Here is a 19,742-nt window from a genome sequence, read left to right as displayed (position 1 = left end):
ACGAAACGCTTCACAGCGTTGGAACGGATCCTGATGGTCGGCCGGACGCGGGGGGGGGGCGCATAAAAAAAGCCCGCTTGCCGGCGATCTCGGCAAGCGGACTTAAAAATCAAATTTTCAGTCGCAGTTTGCGAAGAAAACCGTTGGTTCGACTACAGACCGGCGTCGGTTGCAGGCAGTTCGTTGGCCTTGATCTTCTCGGCAAAGGTCTTGCCGTCCGAGCTTTTCTTTTCGCCGACTTTCTTGAAGCCTTCCAAGATCTTGGCTTTGGCTTCTTCGGGGTTATCCTTCAGGTAGTCTTTGGGGAAGTCTTTGGCGTCCAAGAATTCGCCCAAAGCCTTGCCGTACTCGTTGCGGACTTTCTTTTTATCTTCGCCTTTGACGTGGCAGACGTAGCAGCCAGCTTTGCGGCCAGCCGACTTGAACTCGTCGTCGACACCGTCGCCAAGGTATTCGTTCTTCCATTGTTTGCCGAACTCGCTGATCGCCATCGCTGGCGTCGCAAGCATCATCAAACATCCAAACATCATTGCCAATCGTTTCATGCATTCACTCCGAAGGGTGTGGGTCGTAGTCAGGTGGGCTTCGTAAGGTAGGAATCGGCAGCCATCCGCAAGGAATCCGCGGCAGTACCGGCACCCACATTAAGTATTACGGGCGGTGAAAAGTCAAATCGGCGGAAACCGAAAATGTGTCTCGATCGCGATCAGACTCGGCAAATAGGGTCGAAATGGGATGGTCTGGCCGAAAAAACGACACGCTCTCGATCAAAGGCAGTGTCGGTAAGGATTTCTCGTCAAATCCCGGCGGCGAGGCCGTATCATCTTGACGATAATCGGCAGGACGCCGCTGGCTCATCGATTTATCCGTCAATCTCGTCGTCATCCATTGGACCGACCACCTAGGGCGGTGTTCATCAGCCCACGATGGAGGGGCAGTAGACAGTTCGCTCATCCGCGTCGTCTGGACCTGACCGTCGGAAGTTGACACCCGCAGCATCGGATCGCTCAGCGAGGGGTCGACGACGTAGGCGTTCCCGGACCCGTCCAGACGCAGCCAGTCCATATCCAGGTCGGCGTCGGGCAACCCCGTGACCTCGAAATGCGGAGATGCGGGATCGACGATGAACAGACTCTTTCGCGCTTGCCGCGTGACACCAAACGGAAATGCTCCGCTGACTCCCAACCGGGTCCGCATCACGCCCTTGGGTGTGTGCGCGGTCAACCGCATCAACGACAGTTTGATACCGCCAGCCCCGAACGGGGGCGACACGCGAGCCCCGGCGGTATCGATCATCCGATCGGTCACGGCCAACAGCCCGTTGTCCCAATCTAGCCAAAGTTTGGCGGCATAGTCCATGTGCACCATCGTCATCTGTCCGCGGATAACGACGTTGTAAAGTTTCATATCGACCAATGGAAAATCATCGGCTGCATCCTCGGTCGCCGACGCGTTGTTGGACGTGCCGGTGGATGAATCCCCCGCTGAGCTGCGTGATCGCCGCGAGCTTAATTTTTCCGGATCGGTCACGATGTCGAACGCATAAACCTCGTCACGAAACGCCGGGTTGTTGACCGTGATGCTGCAGTCGGTCAATTCGATCGACTGATTGTCGTTGACTTCAAATACCGCGCCGCCATCGATTTCGTCGCTGGGAACGTTCCAAACAAAATGCAGATCATTGAACTCGATCGGATGCGATCCAACCGAGATCATTTTTGCCGATTGCATGGTCACCCGTTTGGGCGACTGGAACACGACCACGCTGCCACCGCCAACAGAGGACGTGATCCACAGATCATCGATATCGATTCGAACCGGCGGGGTGTACAGGACCGGAACCGCGATTTCGACATGCGTGATCTGAAACTGATTGGCCAACTCGATCGCCCGTGCCAACGATGGCGCCAGCGCCGCCCCGCTGCTGTCCCGATCGATCGCCGGATCCAGGTCCGGACCGACTACTCGCACCAACGTGGGTGTGGACAAGTTCATCGACGGATCGACCACCACCGCGTCTTCGTCGGGACGAGCGGCCATCCGATCGGATGACGCCCCATCGCCGTCTAAGCTTTTCCCGTTCGGGCTGGACGCCTGGTCACGAACCACTGACCCATCGATCAATCGATCGGGCAACGATTCGATACGCACCGTTGGCGGCGTCATCGTGGGAACCAGAAATTCGCTGGGGATCGGAAAATCGGTCAGCCCGTTCGGCCCGGTCCTGGCTAGCCCTTCGATCATCTGGCGGGCCGCGTCACTGGTCGTCGGGGAACCGGCACGGTCCTTGGGTGGGTTGGTGGCCGGCGACGGAGTTGCCCCCGATGGGGTTTCCGGCGGATTGGCGGGTGTGGGTCCGACATCCGACGCAGGCGCCGACGCCCCGTTGGTGCCTGTGCCAGTGGTCGTGGTGCCGACCGATCGACCGGTCGCAGGATCACTGCCCGCGCCATCGCGGCCCGCACCGTCGCCCCCGGTGCCGCCAATCGGCGGCGCACTGATTCGCTGGGGCAGGGTCGCCGAACTGGGGATGACCACGTCGTCACGCGTCGCAGCAGATTCCAGATGCAGCCATCCAGCGGTCGCGACCAGCAGCGCGGCTGCGGCGATCCAAGGCAGGTTGCGTTCTAACCAGCCCACCATCGCGTTGGGAACGATGTCGACAACCGATCCCGCCTGCCGCGATCGCGTCAGTCCGTCACGGGCTGCAACGACATGCAGATCGGCAATCAGATCGTGCGCGTTCTGATAACGATCGATTGGTTTCTTGGCCAACATCTTCTGGATCACCGCCACCAAGTTCCCGCTGACTTCGGGACGCAGTGCGCGAGTATCCGGCGGGGGAGCGTTGCCGTGGCTAAGCAGTTTTTGCAACATCGTGCCGCCGGGGTAGGGCGGGGCACCGGTCAACATGAAGTGCAGGGTACAACCAAGCGAATAGATATCGCTGCGCAAATCAGCATCGCGAGGATCATGCGCCTGTTCCGGCGAAATGTAATCGAAGGTTCCCAACGTCACACCGCTGGCTGTCATGTCCTCGCTGACATCCAGGTTGTCCGATCTGGCCAATCCCATGTCGACCAGTTTGATCTTGCCATCGCTAGCGATCAGCACGTTGGATGGCTTGATGTCGCGGTGAACGATCCCTCGCTCCGATGCGTGCTGCAACGCATCTGCCAATTGAACCGTGTACAGAACGGCTTCGTCAATCGACAACGGGCCATTGGTCTGGACCCAGTCGCGGATGTTGGTGCCTTCGACGTATTCGAAAACGATGTAGTGCCAACGCCCATGGCTGCCCGCGTCGAACACCTTGGCAATCCGCGGGTGATCCAGCTTGGCGGCACTTTGGGATTCGTTTCGGAACCGTCGCTGCAGGTCGGGATCTTCGCCGACAAACGGGATCACCTTGATGGCGACGGTACGATCGAGCTGTTCGTCATGGGCCTTGAAGACGGCTCCCATGCCGCCGCCGCCGATCATCGCTTCCAACAAGAAGTGATTCAGCCGTTGCCCCAACAAGACCTTCGCCACCGACGTCGGCGTGCGATCGATCGGTTCGCCAATCCCGGACGCTTCACGCGGTGTCCCACGGATCACCGTATTGGCTTCTGCGATCGCTTCAATGGCCGGGTTGGGACCTAAATCGGACGCATTGGATTCGCTGGACGCGGCGGGTTCAGAATCAGCCGTTGCTGCCGATCGATTGGATCGGTGCACCGTCGATGCATCGGTTCGAATCGAATCATCAGCGGGCATTCAATCTCGCAGCCATCAAGAGTCAAATCGAAGAAAAAAACAGCGTTCCCGAATCCGTCGCAATCCACACCTCGCCAACTCAGTATCGCGGGTATCGCCAGCGCTGTCGGCAGAGTTTGATTCAGACTAATGTCGGGTTCGGGATGGTCAACGAAACGCTGCCGCGTTCCCTAAGGATAAGGCGTTCTTCCAGTCGCCACAAAGCCCGTAACCGGTACGATCATCGCAATACGCACGAATTGCCTGGATCCAGTCCGCATCGGCACGGAAATGGGGGGGGCAGAATCGCCAATCCGCGGCCAAACCCCCAACCCGCCCACAGGGGGCAGCGGGTGGGAACGGTCCGATGCCTAGCCGGAGGCGCTCTTTTCTTCGCGTCGCCACATCAACGCGGTCAGCCAAAAACCAAAGCACGCCACCCGAAAATCAGGAACAACGCCGGTGATTTTGGCGCGGCGGGTCCAGGCATGAACCTTTGCGATCATTCCGTCGGCCCCGTTGCCGGTGATGACCATTTTCCGCGAAAAGATCGAAGCGGCTGACATCAGGTAAACCTGCTGGCCGACAAAAATGTCGAAACTGCGCGTCAGGACACTTCGTTTGTTGGCGTGCATCACCACTTCGCCGCCGGATTCCAAAGCCCACTTTCCGCTGAACATCCCCTGTTTACAGACCTGGTACTGCGTCCCATCGATCGTCAACGTTCCCTGTTCGGTACACCAATTGAATTCGGCCGATGCATGATGACCTGCCGTCGTCAGCCAGTAGTTCCGAGAACATATTCCTTGCGGGGCACACTGAATCATTTTTCACTTTCACGATGAAGTTCAATTCCTATCACCTTGCTTGTCGCCGGTCTCGGTGGATTTAGCTGAGCAGCGCCACTTTGGATGGCTATCCAGTGAGGCCGATTCCCGACCGCGAAGGGGCGCGCGGTGGATGCGACATTTCCATCGCCAAGCTGTGGCAAGCGGTGGTTGTCAACGCTAAGGTTCAAGGGATGGGCTTCGGCGCGCTCGGTCGCGTTGATGTTCTGAGTTCTGATGCCACGAGTTCTGCTGACCATGTTGGACATCCACAAAAGGGCGGAGCAATGTTTGCGTTTTCCGTTTGGTGTTTTGCGACCGCATCATCGATCGCAGGCTTAGCCTGGGCTTGGCGTTTCTATGCCGAGATGATGCGGGCCGACGAAGGCAACGATGCGATGCGCGAGATCGCCGAAAGTGTGCGCAGCGGAGCCGATGCCTACCTGCGACAGCAATTCAAATGGGTTGCGATCGTATTCGGCGTCGTTGCGCTGCTGCTGGCGATCGCTTCGTTCGGGCTAAGAGTCCAACACGAATTCGCTGCCGTCGCATTTCTTTCGGGCGGTTTGTTCAGCGGGCTGTGCGGATGGTTCGGCATGAAAACCGCAACCCGGGCCAGCAGCCGAACCGCCGCGGCAGCCCAACATTCGCTCAACGATGGGCTCCAAATCGCCTTTCGCAGCGGCGCCGTGATGGGCCTAACCGTGGTCGGCATGGGGCTGCTGTATGTCTGTGGCTGGTTCGCCATCATGTACTGGGGCATCCCGATGGTGGCTGGCCAGGATGCGGCCATGAACCTGCAACAGATTTCGGTTGCGATGCTGTCGTTCGGAATGGGCGCCAGTGTGCAAGCACTGTTCGCTCGTGTCGGTGGTGGCATCTTCACCAAGGCCGCGGACGTGGGCGCCGACTTGGTGGGTAAAGTCGAACAAAGCCTGAAAGAAGACTCGCCACGAAATCCAGCCACCATCGCTGACAACGTCGGCGATAACGTGGGGGACGTTGCCGGCATGGGAGCCGACCTGTACGAATCCTATTGCGGATCGATCCTTGCGGCATCGGCGCTGGGCGTGGCGGCGTTTCGCAGCAGCGAACTGTTACCCGCAGGAACCGACACCACCACCGCGCAGTTGCACGCGATGCTGTTGCCGATCGCGATCGCAGCCACCGGGATCCTGCTTTCGATTGTCGGCATCTATGCAGTGAAGACCGGTGAAGAACTGTCACAGAAGTCACTTCTGAAAGCATTAGCCAAAGGGATCAACCTGTCGGCTGTGTTGGTATCCGTGGCCGCCGTTGCGGTGACCTGGGCGTTGATGCCCGCGGTCCCAGGCACCTTGGTGTTGGGGGTGGTTCCGGGGATCTCGGTCAGCATCGTGGTCGGATTGGTCGCCGGCTGGGCGATCGGGCAATGGACCGAGCGAGTCACCAGTGACGAGTACGCCACCACTCAAAACTTGGCCAAGCAGGCCGAGACTGGACCTGCAACGCTGATCATCAGTGGCGTCGCCGACGGGATGCTAAGCACCTGGGCGCCCGTCGTGATCGTGTGCACGGCAATGCTGCTGGCGTTTGGGTTTGCCAATGGTGGCGACTTCAGCGACTCCACCCGGTTTTCGCTGGGACTCTACGGAATCGGCATCGCAGCGGTTGGCATGCTAAGCACGCTGGGGATCACGTTGGCCACCGATGCCTACGGCCCGATCGCCGACAACGCCGGCGGAAACGCTTCGATGGCCGGGTTGCCGGACGTGGTTCGCGATCGAACCGACGCACTGGACAGCCTTGGCAACACGACCGCAGCGACGGGCAAAGGGTTCGCGATCGGGTCGGCAGCCCTGACGGCCCTGGCCCTGCTGGCCGCTTATGTCGAAAGTGTGCGAGATGGATTCCAACGTTGGGGCGACGACCACGTGGTCAGCGAACAATTGGGCGATGGCTATCACATGATCAACGACACGCTTGCCGTCCAGCGAACGGGCGACCAGAACGATGTGTTTCTGCTGATGCCGTCTTATTCGACCAATTTTGCGCCGCAGCCCGTGCCCGCATCGTTGGATACTTCCGAACAAAACGATTCGAACGATCCTGCGGCCCTTGCTGCGACTAGGCCTGCGGCGGTTCAACCGGTGGCAGATGCCGTTGCCCCATCCGTGGCGGGTCGACGGGTGCCGTTGTTGAAGGCGGATTTGCACGACTTTTTGGTCTATTACGACGCAACTCTGATGAACCCACGCGTGTTGATCGGAGTCTTTCTAGGCGCCATGAGCACGTTTGTGTTTTGCGCGATGACGATGAAATCCGTCGGCCGCGCCGCACAAGGAATGGTGATCGAGGTCCGTCGCCAATTTTCCGAAAACCCTGGCATCTTGGACGGGACGGTCAAACCTGATTATCAACGGCCCGTCGCGATCAGCACGCAAGCAGCGCAGCGTGAAATGATCCTGCCCAGTTTGCTGGGTCTGTGGTTGCCGATCGCAACCGGATTGGTGCTGGGCGTCGGTGGTGTGATCGGTCTGTTGACCGGTTGTCTGACCAGTGGATTTTGCTTGGCCGTTTTTATGGCCAACAGCGGAGGCGCGTGGGACAACGCCAAAAAGCACATCGAAGCGGGAAATTACGGTGGAAAGAACAGCGAAGCGCACAAGGCCGCCGTGGTCGGTGATACCGTGGGCGATCCTTTTAAGGACACCAGCGGGCCAAGCCTGAATATCTTGATTAAACTGATGAGCATGGTCAGCGTCGTTGTCGCTGGCCTTGTCGTCCGATACTCACTTGTCGCGATCGGCTGGTTCTAAACGTCCGCCGATTGACCGCTGCCCCCCCCCCCAGCGATTCCCTCACCGGGACAGCGAAGATTCGGCGTCGCCCCCCCACAGGTGCCTGACCCTGCGTCCGCCCCAGGACCAACCCGGCCCACCTCACTTCCTCTGTCTGACCTCGTTGCGACCAAACATGGCTGAACGCATTTCTGGAATTTTGACACCCAACATCACCCCAGTGGATGCGTCCGGTCGTGTCGACGAAGACAAGCTGTGCGGCTATGTCGACTGGCTAATCGAAAGCGGTGTCGATGGCTTGTACCCCAACGGCAGCACCGGCGAATTTGTTCGATTCACTCCCGCCGAACGCCGCCGAATCGCCGAAGTGGTGATCCAACAGGCCGCCGGCCGTGTGCCCGTATTGGCGGGTGCCGCCGAAGCCAACGCACGCGAAACGATCGCAGCCTGTGACGCCTACGGCGCGATGGGCGCCCGCGCCGTCGCCATCGTTGCACCGTTTTACTATCGGTTGTCCAGCGAAGGCGTCTACGCCTACTTTCGCGAGATCGCCGATAACGTTTCGATCGATGTCACGCTGTACAACATCCCGTTGTTTGCATCGCCGATCGATGTCCCCACGGTGATCCGACTGGCATCGGAATGCCCCCGCGTGGTCGGCATCAAAGACAGTTCCGGCGACCTGCCCAACATGATGCGAATGATTGCCGCGATTCGCCCCATGCGAGAAGAATTCACGTTCCTGACCGGTTGGGACGCGGCCTTGGTGCCGATGTTGATTGCCGGCTGTGATGGCGGCACCAATGCGACCAGCGGAGTTGTGCCCGAATTGACGGGCGCGATTTACCGCAGTGTCAAAGCGGGCGAAATCGAACGAGCCATGCGACTGCAGTACCAACTGCTGCCTCTGTTTGACGCCATGATCAGCCTGGGCGAATTCCCCGAAGGTTTCCGTGCGGGTGCACGATCACGTGGCTGGGATTTGGGCCCCGGACGCGTACCGATCTCAGCGGCTCAGCGCGAAGACATCCAGCGGACCCAGCGTCAAATCGATGCCTTGGTCAACGATTCGTCATCGCTGGACGATGATCAACCCTTGGGCATGCCCGCCGACACGATCCAGCAGATCGTGCAAAGCGTGATGCGGCAGCTGAAATAGCCGCCCGCTGATTGCGGCCTAAAAAATCGTTCCACGTTTTTCCGCCCTGCCGGCGCTCTGACCGAGCCTGAATGGATGGGGATGGTTCCCAACCACCCCGGTGATGTGGATCCGTCTCGCCGCGAAAGCATGTGACCGGTCCTTCACGTTGCATCCTTTCGACGCTGCGGACCTGAAATGCTGTTGATGCCCTACGGCACCGATGCGCCCACGCCGTACCTTCCCATCACAACCGGGATCGTGATGGTTTTGAATGTCGCGTTATTTTTGGCGACCGGCATGGGCGATACGTTGCACTACGATTGGTTGATCATCCAATTCCATTGGATCCACCCGTTGCAATGGATCAGCGGTGTTTTCATGCACGCGTCCTGGTTGCACCTAGTCGGCAACATGATTTTCTTGTGGTGCTTTGGCCAGGTGGTCGAAGGAAAGATCGGCTGGCGTCGGTTCGCGATCCTGTATTTCCAACTGGCGTTTTTCGATGGAATGATCACGCAGCTAGCCGGTTACTTCACCGTATCGGCCGGCGGCGCCCTGGGTGCATCGGGAGTGATCTTTGCGTTGATGGTGATCGCCATCATCTGGGCGCCGATGAACGATATGCACTTCCTGTTCATCTATTACGTATTTGTACGAGAGATCGATTTCAAGATCGTTCAGGTCGGCCTCTTTTACATCGCTTGCGACTTTCTAGGCGCCTATTTCAATCACTTCAGTGTGTCGACACCCGTTCTGCATCTGCTGGGCGTGATCGTCGGGATCCCGTTCGGCGTGTACATGCTTCGCAGCGGAAAAGTGGACTGCGAAGGCTGGGATCTGTTTTCACGCTACGGCACCATTGGCCAGCTCCGATGGTCTTTCAATCCACTGCTGATCGTCGGCTCTCTGTTTCGCACTCGCCATGCTTTGGCCGATGCCGAAATGACGCTACAGAATCGCAAGGCGTATCAGGATGACTCGGCACTACGTCAAATCCGAGCCAACCCGCATTTGTATTCCCATCCAACCCCATCCGTACGCGCTGCGGTGGCAAGAAACGCGACGGCCAGCACGCCACACAATGCCGCAATCTTGATCCGATCGCTCAGCGAGGCGATTGCCAATGAACAGGAATCTGCGGCCTGGTCCATCTTCCAGAAAGCAGGTGGAACGATCGGATGGCATATCCTGCACGAAGAACTGCTGGTTCGACTGATCGGACTGCTGACCAAACGCCGCCTGTTCGACGAATCAATCCAGCCTCTGCAACAACTGGTGCGCCGCGACAGCGCCCGATCCAACGCGGCATGTTTGCAGATCGCCAAGATCCAATTGTTCCATCAGGGCGACCCCGTGGTTGCGACAGCGACCTTGAACCAGATGACAGGTCCGTTGAGTAGCAAAACCGAAGCAAAACGAAAATCGATTCTGAACGCCTGCCAGATCCGAAGGTAGCGAATCGGTTGGAATCAACGATCCGATCCGCAGCCACGGATTGGGACGAAGTTGATCCCGGGCCAGGGGTCCGGGCCAGGGGCCCGATTCGGTGGTCCTGCTTAGTGGTCCTGTTCGGCCTCGGCCCACACCCGCGGTTCGTCGTCGACCCAGTCGACGTGAATCACGCTGGGGTTGCAGCACACCGGACAGTCCTCGACATACTGCTGCGACCGACCTTCGACAGGATCCAGCGGAATCACAATCTCTTCGCCGCAGCTATCGCAAATGTAAGTTCCTTCGTTGTCCATCAGACGTCCTGGTTAAGCGGAACAGCATCCGTTGCAAATGGTGGTGCACACGGTCGAACCACCGATCCCATCTTAGTGCCAAAGTCCCACCTGAGGCGATGGCGTCAACGGGCCGCGCGGTTAAACGCCCCCCCAACAACCCGAAACCAAAACCTCCACCAATCGTTTAACCGCGTGCCTCAACGGGCCGCGCGTCCCAAAACCAGCGCGCTGGGCGATGCCCAAGCGGTTAAACGAACAACCCCCAACAACCCGACACCAAAGCCACCACCAATCGTTTAACCGCGTGCCCAGCGGGCCGCGCGTCCCAAAACCAGCGCGCTGGGCGATGCCCAAGCGGTTAAACGAACAACACCCAACAACCCGACACCAAACCTCCACCACCAATCGTTTAACCGCGTGCCCAACGGGCCGCGCGTCTCAAACCCAGCGCGCTGGGCGATGCCCAAGCGGTTAAACGAACAACACCCAACAACCCGACACCAAAGCCACCACCAATTGTTTAACCGCGTGCCCAGCGGGCCGCGCGTCCCAAAACCAACGCGCTGGGCGGTGCCCAAGCGGTTAAACGAACAACCCCCAACAACCCGACACCAAAACCACCACCGCCAATCGTTTAACCGCGTGCCCAGCGGGCCGCGCGTCCCAAAACCAGCGCGCTGGGCGGTGCCCAAGCGGTTCAACGAACAGCCCCCAAAAAACCCGAAACCAAACCTCCAACACCAATCGTTTAACCGCGTGCCCAACGGGCCGCGCGTCCCAAAAACCAGCGCGCTGGGCGGTGCCCAAGCGGTTAAACGAACAGCCCCCAACAACCCGACACCAAAGCCACCACCAATCGTTTAACCGCGTGCCCAACGGGCCGCGCGTTTCCAAAACCAGCGCGCTGAGCGGTGCCCAAGCGGTTAAACGAACAACACCCAACAACCCGACACCAAAGCCACCACCAATCGTTTAACCGCGTGCCCAGCGGGCCGCGCGTCCCAAAACCAGCGCGCTGGGCGATGCCCAAGCGGTTAAACGAACAACCCCCAAAAAACCCGACACCAAAACCCAACCACCAATCGTTTAACCGCGTGCCCAGCGGGCCGCGCGTTTCAAACCCAACGCGCTGGGCGATGCCCAAGCGGTTAAACGAACAGCACCCAAAAAACCCGACACCCAACAACCCGACACCAAACCTCCACCACCAATCGTTTAACCGCGTGCCCAACGGGCCGCGCGTCCCAAAACCAGCGTGCTGGGCGGTGCCCAAGCGGTTAAACGAACAACACCTAACAACCCGACACCAAAACCACCGCCAATCGTTTAACCGCGTGCCCAACGGGCCGCGCGTCCCAAAACCAACGCGCTGGGCGATGCCCAAGCGGTTAAACGAACAACACCCAAAAAACCCGACACCAAAGCCACCACCAATCGTTTAACCGCGTGCCCAACGGGCCGCGCGTTTCCAAAACCAACGCGCTGGGCGATACCCAAGCGGTTAAACGAACAACACCCAACAACCCGAAACCAAAGCCACCACCAATCGTTTCACCGCGTGCCCAGCGGGCCGCGCGTCTCAAACCCAGCGCGCTGGGCGATGCCCAAGCGGTTAAACGAACAACACCCAACAACCCGACACCAAAGCCACCACCAATCGTTTAACCGCGTGCCCAACGGGCCGCGTGTTTCCAAAACCAGCGCGCTGGGCGGTGCCCAAGCGGTTAAACGAACAACCCCCAACAACCCGACACCAAAGCCACACCAATCGTTTAACCGCGTGCCCAGCGGGCCGCGCGTTTCAAACCCAGCGCGCTGGGCGGTGCCCAAGCGGTTCAACGAACAGCCCCCAACAACCCGACACCAAAGCCACCACCAATCGTTTAACCGCGTGCCCAGCGGGCCGCGCGTTTCAAACCCAGCGCGCTGGGCGGTGCCCAAGCGGTTAAACGAACAACACCTAACAACCCGACACCAAAACCGCCACCACCAATCGTTTAACCGCGTGCCCAACGGGCCGCGCGTCCCAAAACCAGCGTGCTGGGCGTTGGCCGGGCGGCGATACGATTTCGGGGCTCTCCATGCCGGTGATTGCGATCTGCTGCATTTCGTCCTCTGGCTTGTCTCGTGGCGATCGTCTTGACGCCCTATACTTGTGGTTTGCGGCGATTGGGGCCTGGCTGGGATGTGATCATCCAGCAAAACACGCCTGAATCATCGGTTTCGCTCCATCCCTGCTCAAAAACCTTGATCGTCATGGCTGACACCTCGGATCCAACTGCACTGCTAGGCCGTTTTGGACTGACCAGTTTCCGGCCTGGCCAGCGAGAAGTCGTCGATGCCGTCGCCAGCGGCAAAGATGTGATGTGTGTGATGCCCACCGGCGGGGGCAAGAGCCTGTGTTACCAGCTGCCCAGCTTGGCTAGATCCGGTACGACCATCGTCGTTTCGCCGCTGATCGCGCTGATGAAGGACCAGGTCGACGCGCTTCAGAACCTGGGCATCGCGGCCCGATTGATCAACAGCACTTTGTCGGCCTCGCAGCAGACCGATGTGATGAACGAGATGGCGGCGGGCAAATTGGACCTGGTCTACGTCGCTCCCGAACGACTTCGCAACAGCCGTTTTCTAGAAGCGACCGAATCGGCTGGCATCACGTTGTTGGCGATCGACGAAGCCCACTGCGTCAGCGAATGGGGGCACGATTTCCGGCCCGATTATTCGCGTTTGGGTCGGTTCCGGCGACGTTACTTGAACAACGTCCAAACGATCGCGTTGACCGCGACGGCCACGCCACTGGTCCGCGACGACGTGATCGAAATCTTGGGTTTGGATCACCCCCAAACCTTTGTGACCGGGTTCGCCCGTACCAATCTTCGGTTTAGTGTTTCGCCCGCGAAGACGGATCAGGAAAAGAACGACACACTGCTGGCTTACCTGCAATCACAAACCGGGTCCGGCATCATCTATGCCGCCACACGCAAACGATGCGAGGAACTGGCCGACTGGTTGCCGGAAAAGGTGCGCCGCCCGATCGGTGTCTATCATGCCGGACTGGACCCTGGGCAACGCCGCAAAGTCCAAGACGACTTCATGTCGGGCAAACTGTCCGCGATCGTTGCCACCAACGCGTTTGGCATGGGCATCGACAAGTCGGACATCCGGTATGTCGTCCATTACAACATGCCAGGCAGCTTGGAAGCGTATTACCAAGAGGCGGGCAGGGCAGGGCGAGACGGATTGAACAGTGAATGCCGTTTGCTGTTTTCGTACAGCGATCGATACATCCAAGAATTCTTTATCGACAACCGCTATCCGTCCAAAGAAACCGTCCGCAAGGTTTACGAATTCCTGCTGACACGCGAAGAAGACCCGATCGAATTGACTTTGGACCAAGTTCGCGAAGCCATCGACGTCAAAGACGGCAGCGAATCGATTGGAACCGCGCAAACTCTGCTGGCGAAATCCGGTGTGCTGCGGCGACTCGATCCGAACGCCAACTACGCGATGCTGCGGATCGACAGCGATGCACCATCGATGCTGGACTATTTACCCAAAGAAGCCAAGATTCGTCGCAAGGTCATGTTGGCGATTGAAAAAATCGTTGGCCGTCGGCGACACGAAGACGTCTTCGTTCGCCCAGCTCGACTGCAAGAAATGGCCGACGTCAAAAAGGACCAACTGACACGGACGCTGCGGGAACTGCGACGCCTGAAAGCGTTTGACTATGTGCCGCCGTTCCGGGGCCGAGCGGTGCATTTCACCGACCGTGACCGCAGCTTTGACGAACTGCAGATCGACTTCGCCGAACTCGCACAGCGGAAAGCTGCGGAAACCGAAAAACTTGAATCGGTCATCCAGTTTGCTCGCACGTCGGGTTGCCGCCAACGAGTCATCCTGAGCTACTTCGGCGAAACCGAAGCCGACAACTGTGGCACCTGTGACCGATGTGCCCCCAACGATGGCAGCGTCGGACGCGGATCCGATGTCTCGCTGACGATCGCCATGAAAGGCGTCGACCCGGTTTCGCTGCTGCGCGGCATCCGAGTAGTGCTTAGCGGCGTGACACGGATGCACGGACGGTTCGGAAAAATCTTGGTCGCCCAGATGCTGTGCGGATCCAAAAGCAAAAAACTGCAACAGTGGCGACTGAACCGGCTCAGCACCTACGGGCTGTTGTCAGAACTGAAACAGTCCGAAGTGGTGGCGGTGATGGACGCGTTGACCGAATCGGGATTGCTAGAACAAAAAGAAGTCGACGAACGGCGACCAACGATCCACATGACCGAAGCTGGAAAACAGGTGATGTTGGGCAACGCGCCGCTGCCGCCATCGGTCCGCCTATCACCGCCGTTGGCCAAGCGATTGTCGCGGGCATCACGCGAGATCGAATCGGGGGACGTGCAAACCGAATCGGCCGGCACCGATTCCGAATCGACCACCCCGGACGCCGACGCTGCGCCGCCCGACGCTTCCGAAGCCACGACGGCCGAAGTCCTGGAAACTCTGAAACGATGGCGTCGCAAGACAGCCGCGGCGCTGGGGATCCCGGCATTCCGTGTTTTGACCAACTCGACCATGCAGCGAGTCGCACAGGCATCACCTCGAAATTCCGCTCAATTGGAAAACATCGCCGGCGTCGGTTCGGCGACGATCGAACAATTCGGCTACGACCTGATTCAGCTGATCAGCACCGCCTTGGACGAAATCGAGGGCAGCCCCTGTGTCGAACTGGAATCTCCATCGCTGGACGGGGATCAGGATGGGGGATCGAAAGATTCGGACGCGGCCCCAGCAACATCGGCCGCGGCAATATCGGCACAGGCAACATCGGCCGCGGCAACACCGTCACCAGCGGATCCGCCCCCCGTGCCTGAGTCCGCTGGTTCTGCGACCAGCGATTCTGTACCGGCAACGACCGGGGCCGGCACCCCCGCGACACCAACGGCCCCATCTGGGATCATCGCGGCGGACACCCCGGATGCATCCCCCACGTCGGGCGCCGAATCGGCCCAACTGGCGGACGCCCCGGACGTTGGCGACGCTTACTGGACGTGGCGACTGTTCCGCGACGGCTATTCTGCCCACCAAGTTGCCGAAATCCGTCGATGTGACAAAGAAGCGGTCATCAATGATCTGGTGAAGGCTGCGTTAACCGGCCACACTGTGGACCCCAACTGGGCGGATTCCCCCCAGGGATCCCAGCGAATCCGCCGCGCCGTGTCCTCCGACACCATCGTCGGTTAGTCACTTTTGACACGAACCACTACAATTGGGGCGAACCTCAGTTTGAGTAGTCTTTTCGCACGTGAATAATATCGGGTCTCCACTCGATATCGAATAAACAGAGCAGGCCCGAAGGCAAGTAATGGACAAGAAGTCAGACGACAATGGCGCCCCCAATCGGCCGACCCCCGACCGACCAAACTCTGGCCGACCAAACTCTGGCCGACCTGATTCGGGCAAACCAAGTTCGGGCCCAGACAACTCGGGCCGCGATAACGCCAACCAGGATCCCCAGCAGAATCGCCGTGGAAACAATTCGCTGCTGATCGCGCTGATCCTGGCCGCATTGGTGGTGATGCTGTTCTACAACCGCGAAGAAGAGCGGTCCTTGGTTTCGGCCAGCTTTTTCCAAACGCAATTGGCCAAAGACAACGTCGAAAACATTCGCATTGGCGAAAACCAGGTCTACGGGACCTTCAAGATCCGCCCCGAAGCACCTGCGGTCGAAGTGGACGGGGAAAAAGAGATTCGCAAGGACGAAGACGGCGAACCAGAGAAGTACCTAGAGAAGTTCGCTTTCAACCGTTCGACCGACGCCGGTTGGGTGGTCCAGTTGCAGGACCAACTTGAAAAAGCCAACGTCGAATACGGGTACCTATCCAAAGACAACACCGAACAGATCGTCTACTTCCTGTTGATGGTTGGGTTGCCTTTGGGCGTGCTGTTCTTCCTGTTCATGATGCTGCGGCGTGGTCGCAGCGACATGATGGGCGGTGGCTTTCTATCGGGATTCAGCAAGAGTCCGGCGAAACGCTTCGAAGCCAGTGACAAAATGGTCACGTTCAAAGAGGTGGCCGGGTTGGACGGCGTGAAAGCCGACCTGCAAGAAATCGTGGACTTCCTAAAGACCCCTGAAAAGTTCCAAAAACTAGGCGGCCGGGTGCCCAAAGGAGTGCTGCTAAACGGGCCTCCCGGTACCGGCAAAACCTTGCTGGCACGCGCCGTGGCGGGCGAAGCCGGTGTCCCGTTCTACAGCGTCAACGGTAGCGAATTCATCCAAATGTTCGTCGGTGTGGGGGCCAGCCGTGTGCGGGACCTCTTCAAGACGGCCAAAGAAAACAGCCCGGCGATCATCTTCATCGACGAAATCGATGCGGTCGGTCGTCAACGTGGCGCTGGCTTGGGTGGCGGACATGACGAACGCGAACAAACGCTGAACCAGATCCTAGGCGAGATGGACGGCTTCGGTGGCACCCAGGCTGTGATTGTCATTGCCGCCACCAACCGACCCGACGTGCTGGACCCTGCATTGCTGCGTCCCGGCCGATTTGACCGACACATCACTGTCGGGCGTCCCACGATGAAGGGCCGCGAAGAAATCTTTAAGGTCCACGTCCGTGATGTTCCGCTAGCCGACGATGTCGATTTGCATCGCTTGGCTGCTGGCACGGTGGGCCTGACCGGCGCGGACATCCGCAACATGGTCAACGAAGCTGCCCTTTGGGCCGCCCGCCACGACAAAAAAGTGGTCGACATGGCGGACTTTGACAACGCCCGCGACAAAATCCTGATGGGTGCCAAACGGGAAGAAGTGCTGCTGGATAGCGAGAAGGAAAAGACCGCTTATCACGAAGCCGGCCACACCCTGACAGCCTGGCATCTGGACGGCGCCAACGTGGTGCACAAGGTCACGATCATCCCGCGTGGTCGAGCACTGGGTGTGACCCAGTACGTTCCCAACGAAGACCGTCTTAGCATCAGCAAACGCGAACTCGATCACCAGTTGATCGTGTTGCTGGGCGGCCGCGCAGCAGAGAAAATCATCTACAACGAGACCTGTGTGGGTGCCGAAAACGATCTCGAACGCGCGACCAGCATCGCCCGCCGGATGGTCACGCACTGGGGCATGAGCGCCAAGATCGGACCGGTCAGCTACAAGACCAGCGATGAAGATCCATTCTTGGGACGCGAAATCCACCAAACCCGTCAGTTCAGCGAACATACGCAAGAATTGGTCGACGAAGAAGTCGCTCGCCTCCTGATGGAAGCGGACCAGAAAGCCGAGCAGTTGCTACGTGAACACCGCGCCGAACTGGAAAAGATCACTCGGGCGCTGCTGGAACACGAAGAACTCGGCGAAGCCGAATTGACCGAACTGATCGGTGAATCGATCCAAGTGCGAACGCGGAAAACCGACGGGGTGGCACAAACGATGGCCCCCGAAAGTGCCGCCGAACACAGCCCCGGACCGGCCGTTCAGTAGGCCCCTTTCCGCATGGCAAAGAAAAAGAAAAGCTCGAAGCAGCGCACCGACTTTCGCAAACACCACCAAGGTCGTGTTCGCCAAGGCGATCTGACTCGGGACTTTGCCGGCGGGAAAGAACTGGCCGATCTATCGCATGGCGAGCGAGTCAGCGGCAAGGGAGACCTGACTCGCAAACGAACGGTGATCGCCGAAAGCGAAGCAGACGCCGCGATTGCCGAAGCGGAACTGATGACCGGCCGCGTGATCAGTGCCCATGGTCTGAAAAGCAAGGTGATGACCGATGATGGCACGATGTACGAATGTGCGATCCGCCAAGTTCTGAAGTCGCTTAGCATCGATGGCCGATCGGCCGTGGTCGCCGGCGACCATGTCTGGTTTCGCGCTCAGTCGCCTCAGGATGGCATGATCGAACGCGTCGGTGATCGACACGGGATCATTTGCCGGACCAGTCGCGGACAACAACACGTCATCGTCGCCAACATCGACTACTTGTTGATCATCGCGAGTGCCGCGCAACCAGGGCTGAAACCGGTCTTGATCGACCGCTTCCTGTTGACCGCAAAACAGTGCGATGTCGAACCGGTGATCGTGATCAACAAAGTCGACTTGGTTGATACGGCGCCTCTGCAGCCGATCATCGGTGCATATGCCGCATTGGGTTACCGAGTCCTGATGACGTCCGCTGAATCGGGAATGGGCGTCGACTATCTGCGTGAACTTCTGCACGGCAAACAAACTGCGTTGGCAGGCCAAAGCGGCGTCGGCAAGAGCAGCCTCCTGAATGTCGTCCAGCCCGGACTGGGATTGGCGATCGGCCGCGTCAGCACCGACAACGACAAAGGACGCCATACCACCACATCATCCCAGTTGATCCCACTAGCCGGTGGCGGCGCGGTCTTTGACACGCCGGGGATCCGCCAATTTCAACTCTGGGACATCTCCGCCGGCGAAGTCGCAGGGCTGATGCCAGATGTACGCCCCTATGTCAGCGCCTGCCGGTACCCCAACTGCCTGCACCTCAGCGAGGACGACTGTGCCGTCAAAGACGCAGTCGCCGATGGCCGCATCGATGCCCGTCGCTACGACGCGTACTGCCACCTACTCGAAGACGACTTGCTGACGATCACGCGTTAGCGGCGGCTCAGTGTGCATGGCGACAAGATGTCTGCAGGGCAACGACAATCTTAAGCAGGACGGCCTTTCCAGGCAGTCGCCGAATGCACGTAGCCTCGCACGGCTTGCCCCCCCCCTCGCTTCCCGTAACCAGCATGTGTCTTGGGGCGCCGCTACTTGATGAACGGGTTGGCTTGCAAACCGGTGGGGGTTTCCAGCGTTTTTTGAGTCGTTACTTGGGCGGGAAGGTTCAGGCCATCGTGACCGCCACTGGACTTCATCGCCAGCAATAGGCTGCCCGATTGATCGACAAAAATGTGTTCGACTTCGATGCCTTCGGTCGTCGCAAGCTCGTTAAGCGGGTCGGAATCAACGAAGCTTTCAACGCAATCTCTGGCTTTCTGGCCGTTCGAATTCTTGAACGCCACCACCGCGTCATCGTCCATCACGTAACGCATCTCCAGACGTTGATCGTTGACCAAGTTGATCTCTTGCAACTGCGTGCCCGGTGACACCGATCGCGGCAACCCCTCGCACACTTCGGCCAGATCCTGCTGGAAGGTTTTCGCGGGCTCGACAACCGCAGTTTCACCAAAGGGATTGAACCCGCTGCTGTACAGGACACCCATTCCAAACACACAGACCGCAACCACACGCAAACTAGACATAGTGAACTCGTAAGCAAAATTGAACCACAGACTTCCATTTCGCAAAACTAGCTCATAGCCGAACGTGATCCGGTCGCGACGCGTGCAAACACGGCGCTGACATCGCGGAGACCTTCCCAACCCTGCGGCTTGTAGCGATCGTGCGGATCGCTTGACGCCCACTCGCCTCTGGGTCGCTGGAACAAGAACGGACGTCGTGGATTTCGGCAGACATCCTTGCACGTGAACGAAAACTGGCGAACCCCATTCCAAAGTC

The 19,742-nt window shown here is 58.9% G+C and carries 11 protein-coding genes; 6 read left to right on the top strand and 5 right to left on the bottom strand.

What is annotated here, in order from left to right:
• Positions 1 to 152 precede the first annotated feature (152 nt).
• From K227x_RS05160 to K227x_RS05150, 3 genes are all read right to left on the bottom strand, one after another.
• Positions 153 to 545 (bottom strand): hypothetical protein, encoded by a 393-nt coding sequence (locus tag K227x_RS05160; RefSeq protein WP_145168518.1) that lies wholly within the window; start codon positions 543 to 545, stop codon positions 153 to 155.
• Between the two features lie 106 nt (positions 546 to 651).
• Positions 652 to 3,759: a serine/threonine-protein kinase gene (locus K227x_RS05155; protein ID WP_145168516.1), complete on the bottom strand. Its 3,108-nt coding sequence runs from the start codon at positions 3,757 to 3,759 to the stop codon at positions 652 to 654.
• 350 nt (positions 3,760 to 4,109) lie between these two features.
• Positions 4,110 to 4,565, bottom strand: a complete 456-nt coding sequence (locus tag K227x_RS05150) for a hypothetical protein (RefSeq protein WP_145168514.1) — start codon at positions 4,563 to 4,565, stop codon at positions 4,110 to 4,112.
• Positions 4,566 to 4,852: 287 nt separating this feature from the next.
• On the opposite strand from K227x_RS05150, the gene K227x_RS05145 reads away from it, so the two are divergent.
• The 3 genes from K227x_RS05145 (at position 4,853) to K227x_RS05135 (ending at position 9,941) form a co-directional block, all read left to right on the top strand.
• Positions 4,853 to 7,363, top strand: a complete 2,511-nt coding sequence (locus K227x_RS05145) for a sodium-translocating pyrophosphatase (RefSeq protein WP_145168512.1) — start codon at positions 4,853 to 4,855, stop codon at positions 7,361 to 7,363.
• 157 nt (positions 7,364 to 7,520) lie between these two features.
• Positions 7,521 to 8,504: a dihydrodipicolinate synthase family protein gene (locus tag K227x_RS05140; RefSeq protein ID WP_145168510.1), complete on the top strand. Its 984-nt coding sequence runs from the start codon at positions 7,521 to 7,523 to the stop codon at positions 8,502 to 8,504.
• A 177-nt stretch (positions 8,505 to 8,681) separates the two neighbouring features.
• Entirely contained in the window at positions 8,682 to 9,941 is a 1,260-nt protein-coding gene (locus K227x_RS05135; protein WP_145168508.1) for a rhomboid family intramembrane serine protease, read from the top strand.
• 101 nt (positions 9,942 to 10,042) lie between these two features.
• Here K227x_RS05135 and K227x_RS05130 read toward each other — a convergent pair whose 3' ends face one another.
• A complete protein-coding gene (locus K227x_RS05130; RefSeq protein ID WP_145168506.1) occupies positions 10,043 to 10,231 on the bottom strand; it encodes a CPXCG motif-containing cysteine-rich protein in 189 nt (62 codons plus the stop codon).
• A gap of 2,238 nt (positions 10,232 to 12,469) precedes the next feature.
• Here K227x_RS05130 and K227x_RS05125 point away from each other — a divergent pair.
• The 3 genes from K227x_RS05125 to rsgA all read left to right on the top strand — a co-directional run bounded on the left by K227x_RS05125 (position 12,470) and on the right by rsgA (position 18,839).
• On the top strand, positions 12,470 to 15,460 hold the full coding sequence (locus K227x_RS05125; protein WP_145177294.1) for a RecQ family ATP-dependent DNA helicase: 2,991 nt from the start codon (positions 12,470 to 12,472) through the stop codon (positions 15,458 to 15,460).
• Positions 15,461 to 15,581: 121 nt separating this feature from the next.
• A complete protein-coding gene (ftsH, locus tag K227x_RS05120) occupies positions 15,582 to 17,702 on the top strand; it encodes an ATP-dependent zinc metalloprotease FtsH (RefSeq protein ID WP_145168504.1) in 2,121 nt (706 codons plus the stop codon).
• A 12-nt stretch (positions 17,703 to 17,714) separates the two neighbouring features.
• Positions 17,715 to 18,839, top strand: a complete 1,125-nt coding sequence (gene rsgA, locus K227x_RS05115; protein WP_145168502.1) for a ribosome small subunit-dependent GTPase A — start codon at positions 17,715 to 17,717, stop codon at positions 18,837 to 18,839.
• A gap of 152 nt (positions 18,840 to 18,991) precedes the next feature.
• Here rsgA and K227x_RS05110 read toward each other — a convergent pair whose 3' ends face one another.
• Complete coding sequence (locus tag K227x_RS05110) at positions 18,992 to 19,486, bottom strand: hypothetical protein (RefSeq protein WP_145168500.1); 495 nt, start codon at positions 19,484 to 19,486, stop codon at positions 18,992 to 18,994.
• Between the last annotated feature and the right edge of the window lie 256 nt (positions 19,487 to 19,742).

This window comes from Rubripirellula lacrimiformis, assembly GCF_007741535.1.
GTDB classification, from domain to species: Bacteria; Planctomycetota; Planctomycetia; order Pirellulales; family Pirellulaceae; genus Rubripirellula; species Rubripirellula lacrimiformis.
This window is presented reverse-complemented; position numbering and strand designations above follow the sequence as displayed.

Bases quoted from the DNA above. Each gene is read 5' to 3' on its own strand.
- K227x_RS05160 (WP_145168518.1), bottom strand. From the start codon at position 545: ATGAAACGATTGGCAATGATGTTTGGATGTTTGATGATGCTTGCGACG.
- K227x_RS05155 (WP_145168516.1), bottom strand. From the start codon at position 3,759: ATGCCCGCTGATGATTCGATTCGAACCGATGCATCGACGGTGCACCGA.
- K227x_RS05150 (WP_145168514.1), bottom strand. From the start codon at position 4,565: ATGATTCAGTGTGCCCCGCAAGGAATATGTTCTCGGAACTACTGGCTG.
- K227x_RS05145 (WP_145168512.1), top strand. From the start codon at position 4,853: ATGTTTGCGTTTTCCGTTTGGTGTTTTGCGACCGCATCATCGATCGCA.
- K227x_RS05140 (WP_145168510.1), top strand. From the start codon at position 7,521: ATGGCTGAACGCATTTCTGGAATTTTGACACCCAACATCACCCCAGTG.
- K227x_RS05135 (WP_145168508.1), top strand. From the start codon at position 8,682: ATGCTGTTGATGCCCTACGGCACCGATGCGCCCACGCCGTACCTTCCC.
- K227x_RS05130 (WP_145168506.1), bottom strand. From the start codon at position 10,231: ATGGACAACGAAGGAACTTACATTTGCGATAGCTGCGGCGAAGAGATT.
- K227x_RS05125 (WP_145177294.1), top strand. From the start codon at position 12,470: ATGGCTGACACCTCGGATCCAACTGCACTGCTAGGCCGTTTTGGACTG.
- ftsH (WP_145168504.1), top strand. From the start codon at position 15,582: ATGGACAAGAAGTCAGACGACAATGGCGCCCCCAATCGGCCGACCCCC.
- rsgA (WP_145168502.1), top strand. From the start codon at position 17,715: ATGGCAAAGAAAAAGAAAAGCTCGAAGCAGCGCACCGACTTTCGCAAA.
- K227x_RS05110 (WP_145168500.1), bottom strand. From the start codon at position 19,486: ATGTCTAGTTTGCGTGTGGTTGCGGTCTGTGTGTTTGGAATGGGTGTC.